Annotated in this window: 8 protein-coding genes; all 8 read right to left on the bottom strand. The window is 30.6% G+C overall.

Annotated elements, in window-relative coordinates:
- Positions 1–248: helix-turn-helix domain-containing protein (locus RBB48_RS31005; protein ID WP_306008801.1), on the bottom strand; the 248-nt coding region annotated here is incomplete at its 3' end.
- A gap of 702 nt (positions 249–950) precedes the next feature.
- Positions 951–2,039: a CDP-glucose 4,6-dehydratase gene (rfbG, locus tag RBB48_RS31010; RefSeq protein ID WP_306008802.1), complete on the bottom strand. Its 1,089-nt coding sequence runs from the start codon at positions 2,037–2,039 to the stop codon at positions 951–953.
- Positions 2,040–2,067: 28 nt separating this feature from the next.
- Entirely contained in the window at positions 2,068–3,027 is a 960-nt protein-coding gene (locus RBB48_RS31015; protein ID WP_306008803.1) for an NAD-dependent epimerase/dehydratase family protein, read from the bottom strand.
- 82 nt (positions 3,028–3,109) lie between these two features.
- Positions 3,110–5,179 carry a glycosyl transferase gene (locus RBB48_RS31020; protein ID WP_306008804.1) on the bottom strand — a complete coding sequence of 690 codons (2,070 nt, stop codon included), beginning with the start codon at positions 5,177–5,179 and terminating at the stop codon, positions 3,110–3,112.
- A gap of 20 nt (positions 5,180–5,199) precedes the next feature.
- Positions 5,200–5,949: a sugar phosphate nucleotidyltransferase gene (locus tag RBB48_RS31025; RefSeq protein WP_098649382.1), complete on the bottom strand. Its 750-nt coding sequence runs from the start codon at positions 5,947–5,949 to the stop codon at positions 5,200–5,202.
- 655 nt (positions 5,950–6,604) lie between these two features.
- Positions 6,605–7,282: a papain-like cysteine peptidase gene (locus RBB48_RS31030; RefSeq protein ID WP_306008805.1), complete on the bottom strand. Its 678-nt coding sequence runs from the start codon at positions 7,280–7,282 to the stop codon at positions 6,605–6,607.
- A 414-nt stretch (positions 7,283–7,696) separates the two neighbouring features.
- On the bottom strand, positions 7,697–8,824 hold the full coding sequence (locus tag RBB48_RS31035; RefSeq protein WP_306008806.1) for a Ger(x)C family spore germination protein: 1,128 nt from the start codon (positions 8,822–8,824) through the stop codon (positions 7,697–7,699).
- A partial coding sequence (locus RBB48_RS31040; RefSeq protein ID WP_306008807.1) for a GerAB/ArcD/ProY family transporter occupies positions 8,821–9,411 on the bottom strand: 591 nt, incomplete at its 5' end. The genes RBB48_RS31040 and RBB48_RS31035, both read right to left, overlap by 4 nt.

A 9,411-nucleotide genomic window follows, 5' to 3' on the forward strand; every position in this document is an offset into this window, starting at 1 on the left:
TTGCGAACAGACGACTGAATCGCAATACTATCCACTTCTTTCAGCCAAACAAACTCTTTCTTCATGGCAGGAAGTTTCGCAGAGCATGTACCATATGTCATACCTTTTCCTGTTTCTTTATATGCATGATCCCATAGAGATAGGAAGTGATTGAATACAAAACGAGAACAACCAATCGTTTTATTGATTAGTGCCGCTTGTGATTTATTTGGATAGATACGGAATTTATATGCTTTATTGATCATCATTCATTTCACCCCCATTTCGATATGAATCTATCATACAACAAACATACATTCGGTGGGTAGTGGAGTAACAGTTTATGTATGTTGAACAATTAAGATGGCTTTCTGCCATCCCTTGTCCAAAGCCAATTCATCTCCCACCTACTCACTTCGCGTTCCTTGAGGAAGGAGTCTTCTTGGCTAAAATGATAAATAGTTCATGAAATTATCCCCATTGGTGAAAGTAAATGAGAGACTCGATATATAAGTAAGAACTTTGGGGGAGTATATACCAGAAAGGTATAATTATAAAATTGTTAAAGCTTAGTATAATTATCGAGATTTTCACCTTGTTTGCTTTTCTAATAGGATAAGTTGAAGAAGATAGGAAGTTTTTCTTTGAAATAAGCTTTTTTGATAGGAAAAAGTTTTTTTCATAACTAGAACAAATAAATGGATAAGTTCATATACTGTATTGTCGTTAAAGTAAGACATTATTCTCTCTGAACCAAGGAATCACTAGCACAATATGTGATTCCTTGGTTCTTAAGTATAATGTCTATGAGTAATTTGAAATAACCGAAGAAATAAAATCTTTGTTAATGGGCAGTCACAGGATTCTAGGTATAATAGGTTCACAATTTAGACTATAAAAGTTAATGTCTCTTTAGCTAAGAAGACTCCCTCCTTAAGAAACAAGCAGTGAGTATGAGTAAGGGGGATAGTTTAAAGTGCGGAATATTGTTTGATTTGGTTAACACATAAATTTAGCATCTCTGTACTGGTGTAAGAATTATAATGTTTATACCATTCTATTGTATTTTCTAAAGTCTGTTGTAGGGACCACCTCGGTTGCCAATTAAGCTTGAATTTTGCTTTACTAACGTCAAGGTTTAGTAAATTTGCTTCATGGAAATTCATTGGACCCATATTTTCTGTTGTCCAATCCCCGCAACCCCAAATATCTAGTAAACTCGTCACTAATTTTTCTACTGGAACAATATTGTCTAGGGATGGTCCGAAATTCCATGCACCTGAAAAAATAATATCATTATTAATAATTTTTTCTGTGAGGAGTAAATAACCGCTTAAGGGTTCTAATACATGTTGCCAGGGTCTAATAGCAGTAGGATTTCTAATAATAATCTTTTTATTCGATTCTAATGCTCGTATACAATCAGGAATAATCCTATCTATTGACCAATCACCACCACCAATTACATTACCAGCTCGAACGCTTGCAATTATTTTCTTGTGGTGAGAAAATTTTTCTTCTGATAAATAAGAATTTCGATAGGAAGAAATTAAAAGCTCACAGCATCCTTTACTTGAACTATATATGTCATGACCGCCCATAGGATCAATTTCACGATAACCCCAAGGCCATTCTTTATTTTCATAGCACTTGTCACTTGTCACCATAATTCCTATTTTAGCTGATTCATGTAATCGAATTGCCTCTAGTACATTCATAGTTCCTAGAACGTTTACCTCGTATGTTTCTCTAGGATATTCATATGAATACTTAACTAGCGGTTGTGCAGCTAAATGGAATACAATTTCAGGGTTATAATCGGTAAAAATTTTATTTAGTTTACTAAAATCTCTTATGTCACCGCGAATGTCTATTATATCATTTTGAAGATTGGTAACATTAAAGTTGTCGTTTTTATTTTTAGGATCCAATGAATATCCAATTACAGTGGCACCTAATTCCTTCAACCATAGGGATAACCAAGAACCTTTAAAACCAGTATGTCCTGTAATTAAAATTTTCTTTCCGTAAAAAGCGTTATTAAAGTTTTTGTTTAACAATTAATCCACCTCCTTTAGTACAATATTTTCAGGGGATTAGATATAAATGTGTATTGTTTTTATACCAATCAATAGTTTTAATAATTCCTTCTTCAATATTAATTCTAGGTTCCCAAGAAAGAGATTCTTTAATTTTGTGAACATCTGCTTCAGGAACCCATCTTTCATTTGTTCTAGAGGAAATTACACCGTAATTTGGTCTGGAATTGGTGTTCAAATGTTTGAATAATAATTCTACATAATGTTTTAAGGGATGAATGGTACCACTCCCAATATTAAAGATATCATTTTGTACAGTGGTATTTTCTACTGCTAGGATACAGGCATCTATTATATTTTCTATATAACAATAATCTCTTAATTGATTGCATAAAGTTAAATTTACATCTTTATTTTGCAACACTTGCAAGATAATATAGCTGAATATTTTATGTGGCTCCTCAGCCTCTCCGAATATGCCAAAAGGTCTTAGTGTTATAAGATTAATATTGTTTTCGCTTGCCATTTGATGGGCTAATATAGTAGCAGCAGCTTTGGTACTTCCATAGATATCCACAGGAGTTAGTAGCATATTTTCATGAATAGGTTCCATTTTATTGCCGTATTCAGAACTACTACCCATATGAATAATTTTTTTACAATTTACTAATTTTGCTGCCTGAATTATGTTACATGTCCCTATAATATTTGTTTCTATAGCGTGCATGTAGTCTATATGGGCAGAATTTACACCATAGGCTGCCAGGTGAAAGATATAATCCGGGTTAACTTTCTTTATTACATCTTGTACTTGTTTTTTGTCTCGTATATCTATTTCATAGGTTTCAATATTTTTTAGAATATCCTTTAGTCTCCAAGAATTGGATGATGTTCTTATAAAAAGAACAATTTTTGCTTGTAAATTTAAAAGTCTTCGTACCAAGTGAGAACCAATAAAACCATATCCACCAGTAATAAGAAAAGTTTTATTTTTAAATGAAGTAATCATAGTGATAATCTATCCTTTATTAAGATTTATTTTTAGTTAATGGAATAAATTCACTTATTTTAACATAAGGAGAATATCAGTCTTAATTGTGATGAGGGGAGGAGTATTTAAAATAATTTTTTATTGTATTTGTATCAATTTGGCCAGCAAATAAAGGGGATGGGGATTTTTGAAAAGTGTTATGAAGGATATGACATGTCTTGTTCAATTGTTCAATATAAGGAATATATATATGATCTAAAATCGTTGGAGGTAATTCTAAAGTTTCATGTTTCCACAAGTCGAACTCATTTGGATTAATAATCTGCATACTTCCAAAATGAAAAGCAATTAATTCATCTTGATCAATAAGAACTTTATTATCTGTTTTTGATATAGAACTGCTATTTAGAATTACATTCCAAGGTGCTGCATCAATACCTTTATGAGACATGATTTTTATATTAGAAAAAATGTTAGGAATGTGATTTAAATATTTTTGGTCACCCCACCTATTCATTTCAACATCATAATGATTTTTGCAATATTCTAGGCATTTATCTTTCCACCATGTTAAAATTTCTTTACTATTTTGATCGTTTTTAAAGCCAACTAAACCAGCTTGGTATATACCGTGTATGCTTTCAATTTCAGTAGAACTTCTTTGGGGGCATAGGAATATAGAGTATTTCCACCATTCATCAAGAATGATATTAGGTGCTGTAAAGAAATACATATCAGCATCACAATGTATAATGTGATCAACCTCGGGATAAAGACTAAGGACATGTAGACAAAGAGGTGCTTTTAATGTCCAACAATATTCTTGTAAATTTCTCTCATTTTTTATACTGAGGAGTTCATGATTTTCAAGATCTTTTACCGGAATGAGTATGGCGTGCTTTAATTTTAAATTCTCCAATATTTGATAAGTTAAATCATCCATACAACAGATCCATACAGTAAATTTAGTGTTGAGATTTTCTAAGGAATAATAAGAGGTCAATCCTTGAATTAATCGTTCTTTACTTATAATCATAGAAAAGTTCATAAAATGGTTGGATTGATTCATTTTTCTTCTTAATTGTGAATCTTTATATAAGGTTTGAGCTTCATTTATATCTTTTTTACTTAAAAATTGTTTCGTATTTTTATTAAATTTTTCTTTTAATTGCTTTAAAACAAATTGGATTCTCTCTAAATAAGGAGTGTAAATATGGTTTAATATATTGTTTGGTATTGAAATTGCTCCCAAAGACCATAGATCAAAATCATTTTCAGTAAAGATAGTAATACATGCAAAATGGTAAACAACTAGTTTATCATTTTCAATAAATACATCATTGTTACTCTTGTCAATTTTGTAATCGTTATTATATATACAGTTCCAAGGCGCAGCATTTATACCTAAGTTATTGGAAATTTTTACTTTTGGAAAATAGATAGGGATATAATCTAAATACTTTTGGTCGCCAAACTTTCCCTCCTCAGGTTCGGCACTACACCAATCTATACATTTATTTTTCCACCAACTTACACTCTTTAGTCCATAGAGATCATTCTTAAATCCAATTAGACCAGCCTGATATTTGCCGTACATTTTTTCTACCCAATCACGATCTCTTTGGGGAGTAAGGAAAATAGAATGTTCACCCCATTCCTCAAAAATAATATTAGGATCAGAGAAAAAGCATAAATCACCATCACAATATAGAATAGATGGTAAATGGTAATTTACCAATAAATATTCTATCAAGACAGATTTTAAAGTCCAACAATATTCATTTACTTTTCTTTTTCTCTTAATTGCTTTTAGTTCACTATCTTCTAATTCTTCAACTTGTAAAAGGTTTACGTTAATTAGACTCATTTCTTTTAATAATGAATATGCAAAAGGATCTATACAACAAATCCACAATGTAAATTTTTCTGAGTACTGCATTAATGATTGCTGTAAGGCAATGATTTTCAAGACATATTCACTACCTACAATGACACAGAAATGATTATTTAGATCATGTTGTTGATTATAGAATTGAGGGTTAATTAGTTTTTGAGTATTTTTAGGGGAGAGATTTGAAGTCTTAATTTCTGTTGAAAGCGGGTTAATTATTTTCTCATTAGAGGGGATATATAATCGAGGTAAACTTATTTTTTTATCATTAAAGCTCAATGTTTATTCAGTCCTCTCCACTAAAATTTATTAGGATTCCAACTTTCATCTACGGTTTTTAAATCTTTAGGTGTATCGACACTAGCCCAAAAATCATTGTGTTCATAGACTGCCAGCTCATTATCTTTTATTAAATTTCGGAGAGGAGCTTCTTCTAGAACACAATCATCACTATTACCTAAATAATTGAATATTTCTTTGTTAAATACAAAAAACCCGCCGTTAATTACTTCATCAAGTAAGGGTTTTTCTTTAAAATCAATAGCAATTCCATTTTCAACCGCCAATAGGCCATATTGACTATTCTTTTTAATTCCAGTTAATGTAGCAATTTTTCCTTTTTCTTTATGGAATGCTATTAGTTGATCAATATCTATATTGGCTAATCCATCGCCATAAGTTAATAAAAAGGTTTCACCCTGTACAAAGGGTTCAAGTTTTTTTAGCCTTGCCCCGGTCATTGTATCAATTCCTGTATCTATAAAGTGTATATTCCAATTTTCTAATTCCTGAAGTAGCGTATATTGACTGGTTTTAAAATTCAAACTAAAGTCATTCTCTTTCCAGCTAAAATCCATAAAATATTCTTTAATTTTCTCACCTTTATATCCTAAGGGCAAAATGAAATCAGAATGTCCATATTTTCTATACCAATTCATTATATGCAAGAGGAGAGGCTTTCCTTGAACTCGAACTAATGGTTTGGGAATGTCCTCTAAAATTCCTTGCATCCGAAGCCCTTTTCCGCCACACAAAATTATGACTTTCATAGATCTATTTCCTTCCTCTCTATATATTTTACTAATTTAAACTATGTAGCTTGTTTGATAAATGTATACACGGTTGTACCATAATGACAATCAACTAAAAAAATATGTTAGATTTATAATTCAAATGCTGATTAAATGTGGAGAATACGCACTGTAGTTTATCATCAATTGTATGTAAATTAGGTTATTTTAAAAATTAATGCTTTAGTTATATTTAATACTAATGAAAGACATTGCTTGTTTGTAAGATAAAAGAGGGGGAGGGAAATCAAGGGAATTGAAGAATCTTATAATGAAAAATCTAAGAAGACATAATTATACTGAAAATAAGATAAAGTATGAAAGTAAGTAGTCATGAACATATTACGTAGCAGAATAAACTGATTGTATAAATGATTTCAAAGAAATTAACTATTTAAAGGAAAAGTGAACAAATATTACATTTTACATTCTAGAAATCTAAAAAAGAGCACCGCATAAAGGTGCTCTAGTCATGAAATTAATTTTGTAAAGAACTATTGATCCTATAAAGAAGGACTTATGAATTATTATATGAACGGATAATGAATTAAGTGTGTATCAATTAGAGGGGAATTTTATTTCTCTACGCCTATTTTAATCTACAGACAAAATTATGTGAAAAGTAAAAAGAAAATTAATAAGTTAATGCTATTTTATTTAAAATATAATCCCAATCGGAATCATCACCTTCCCATCTATCCTGATAACGTGGGAGTTCAATTGAACAAACCCTCGGTATGCCCCAATTTTGTTCAACAATATTAGATAGATCCTCCTTAAAATTAACGATAAGAATATTAAAATCTTTATTTGTAATTTTGGATAATACGTTTTCTAATTCAACTGCTTCATCTCGATTTCCCCAAATTCTAATGAATAAAATTGATTCACTACTAGTTATTTTTTCAAGGAATCGATTAATTTTAGTGTCTAATTTAGCTTTAAAAGAAGGATAGATGACTTTCCAATCCTCATCTGAGTTAATAGGAAAGTCATGCATTGAAAAACAATTATAATAAGTGTCCTTTATACAGTGGGTAATTCGTTCTGCCCATTTAGTTTGATTATCAAATTCTGATTCAATAAGACCGTAACTTTCTGAACCTTCTATGACCATATTTTCCAACTTCATAAATTTTTCGAATCGATTTTGAAGTAATCTGTTTACATCTGAAAGTGATGGATAATAAAACCAATCTAAAGGTCCAGAAAATGTTCTTAAATGGTGCCTTTTGATTTGGTTAGTAACTTGGCACAATCCTCCTAAACTTACAATTAGGCCATAGGATTTTTGTATATCCTCTAGGTTCATCCTCATCATCCTTTTTATAGAATAATTTAAATTATCTCTTCAGTATATGATGCAATAATATATTGATGTGGACCTATATATCAAAGTAGATAAAGCCAATACATTCATACAAACTTAAAAAATCAAAATGCCTAAGTTAAGGAATTTAATCTTTGATGTTATATCATGGAGTTGCCATTGGAATGAAAGTGGTAGGGAGATTACACGAGGGTTATATATTCTCCAGCAACCTAAATTAGAAACCTGTCCTTGTTTACTTCAGTAAAATTTTAATCCTTTTAAAAAATCCTTAGATAAAAAAGAAAAATCTATTGGTTAGCATTTAACCAGTAGATTTTTCTTTGAATTAGCATCTTTTACATAATAATTATTGAAGATGGAAAATTCCATTAAGAAATGCTATTAAATACTAGACTAATTTCTAATGGTCCCAGTATCTTTTATTTTGACGTGTGTTTTTACATTTATTTTAGCCTCTGCTAACGATTGTAACCAATCTCCTTTTACTTTTTTCCACTCTTTATATTGAAAGGCTCTAGCGTATAGGGATAATCCAATTGGATCAATTTTATTCTGCTGTATCTCATTTAATATACTTTTTAAATTATTATTAATTTCTTTTTCAATAGTACTTTTTAAATTATTTATATTTTTTTTATTATCATAGTGCCCCTTCTTTAAATTCGGATTGGTTTTTTCTATTAAAGCTACATTGGCATTGATATCGAGATTAAATATAAACTTTCCGTTTTGAAAAGTAACATCTACCTTCCTTGTCGCATTCTGTATGAAGATAGAAGTGTTTGTTTTTTTGTTTGATTTTTTAGGCGGAAGCGCAAGGTGTAGTATCATTCGGCCGTTACTTTTTGGCTTATTTATAAGATTGAAAAATTTAACATCTTTTTTAGGAATATGAGTTAAGTATTTCCCTTGGCGATTTAAAAATGCAATTCCTACCGTGTCGATTTCATTCTTTGTTTTTTTAATAAATGGAACAGTTTGCGTCATTCCTTCTTCGTTTTGTTCTCTCATTAATTGTTGAATTGTAGAAGAGACGGATTGGTTATTTTGAATGGAGGATTCGATTACACCATTTATATAAGATGAAAGTGATGGTTTACTAGGTTTGTGAATTTTAAAAATTTCTTCTGCAGATCCATCTACAAGTACTATTTTAGCATTAATGGTAGCGTAAGGATCACGGTAAGAAGAATCAAGCTCCTGCAACCAATTTGCTTCTTGCGCTAATTTTTTCCCAATTAAAATGATTTCAGCTTTGGAAGCTGTCATAAAGCCCGTTAACTTCGTATCTATCTTACTGAATCCAGTATATACAGTTGATGCTTGTGTCCAATGTTCTATAGTACTTTTTGGCTGTTTATGATGAAAGAGTGGTATACTTGTTCCAACTTTTATGTCTCCATTAGAAGTTCTATCCAGGCCAATTAACAGGATTAATGAAACCTTTTCAAGAGGAATTCTCTGACTACAACCAATTATATATACACAACAAATTACAATCCATATCCATTTTCGAATCAAAGTTGTTTCCTCCTAGTAACCCAAGTAAAAAGAATACTGTAAACGAAAAATAAGATCGGTAATAGAATAAAGAAAATGACATTTAAGATATCCATAAGAGAATAAATAAACAAATATTGATCTACATCGGGATTTACGAAAATAAATAGGCCAACTATAAATAACACAAAAGCAAGTAGCGCCCAATTTCGGGCGTTTTTTTGAAGTGATATGGTCATAGATTTAAAACTGAAAAATAAATACGGATATAAAGTAGTGGAGAATACAATTAAATAGTAAGCGATATAAATAATTTCTAAACGTTCCATGAAAGAAAAACGAACCCCTTTTAACAAATGAAATACGGGCCAAATTACATCTTTTATCCCCTCGGGACTAAAGTATATATAAGAAAGAATAGTCACATATAGATAGAAAATCATGGTTCCAGTATTCGCTATTAGTAGTCCTTTTATGGCCTTTTGTTTTTTTTGCAAGAACGGATATATATAATATGCAATTTCTAAGCCAGCATAAGGGGTAATGGTTTCTTTCGTTGCCTTTACAATAGGGTATAAGCCATCTTTAAAAATAGGTAGTAGGTGTAA

This window comes from Bacillus sp. MMSF_3353 (assembly GCF_030733445.1).
Classification (GTDB): Bacteria; Bacillota; Bacilli; order Bacillales; family Bacillaceae_G; genus Bacillus_A; species Bacillus_A wiedmannii.